Genomic DNA, 1009 nt, shown 5'->3' on the forward strand with positions numbered 1-1009 from the left:
CCCGGCTTATTCGTCCAATTCGGCCGGAAAAGTTGCGTGCGCCTGAAAGCGCTGTAGTTTCAAGCTGCTAGACCAGACCTCACAGCAGCATCGGACGCACGCATGGGTGAAACGCTATCGCCGGTGGCGCCCCGGTTCAATCGCTCTCTTCGGATCGAGAGCCGGGCAGAGCGGCTGACAGGAGATCCCGGTGCAATCCTTCTGCGCGAGGTGCTCGAGAACAGCGGCATCGTGGACTGGATGACCGATCGTCTGGCCGATCCGCGGCGGCCGCAGGATGTCACGCATGATCTGGCCTCGCTCCTGCGCACGGCGATCCTGCTGGCCGCCCAGGGCTGGCGCGACCATGACGATGCCGATGCGCTCCGTCACGACCCAGCCTTCCGGCTGGCGGTGAGTTCGGCAGCCGGGATGACGCCGCTCGGCGGTCCGGGGCTGGCCTCGCAGCCCACGCTTTCGCGCTTCACGGCGATCATGGCGGCGCCGGCCAATCTGAAGGTCCTGCGCGAAGCGGTCCTGGACCTGGCCGGCCGGGGCGTTCGGGCGCGGAACGCCGGCAAGCGCCTGCCGAAGGTGACGCTGGACGTGGACAGCCTGCCGATCGAGGTTCATGGCCACCAGCCGAAGGCCGAGTGGAACGGCCATTACAACGCCCGCATCTACCATCCGCTCATCACCTCGATCGCCGAGACCGGCGACATGCTGGATGCACGGCTGAGGGCGGGCAATGTCGGCACCGCGGAAGGCGCGCTCGACGTGATCCTCGACGTGGTCGACCGGGCGCAGGCCAGCCTCTGCGAAGTCGCCATGCTGCGCATCGATGCGGGCTTCCCCTCCGCCACCCTGCTGGCGGGGCTCGAGGCGCGCGGGATCGACTACGTCTCGCGACTGCGCGCCAACCCGGCGCTGGACCGCGAGGCTGCGCCCCACATGAAACGCCCTGTCGGGGGGCGCCCGGCCGTGCCACGGATGTGGCTGCACGAGCTGCGCTACCAGGCCGAGACCTGGG

At 68.8% G+C, this 1009-nt stretch carries 1 protein-coding gene; it reads left to right on the forward strand.

Translation table 11 applies throughout. From position 1 onward, the window contains the following. Positions 1 to 102: 102 nt before the first annotated feature. On the forward strand, positions 103 to 1009 hold a 907-nt coding region (locus tag GH815_RS18700; RefSeq protein ID WP_153750232.1), incomplete at its 3' end, for an IS1380 family transposase.

The sequence above is a fragment of the Rhodovulum strictum genome (genome assembly GCF_009649175.1).
GTDB classification, from domain to species: Bacteria; Pseudomonadota; Alphaproteobacteria; order Rhodobacterales; family Rhodobacteraceae; genus Rhodovulum; species Rhodovulum strictum.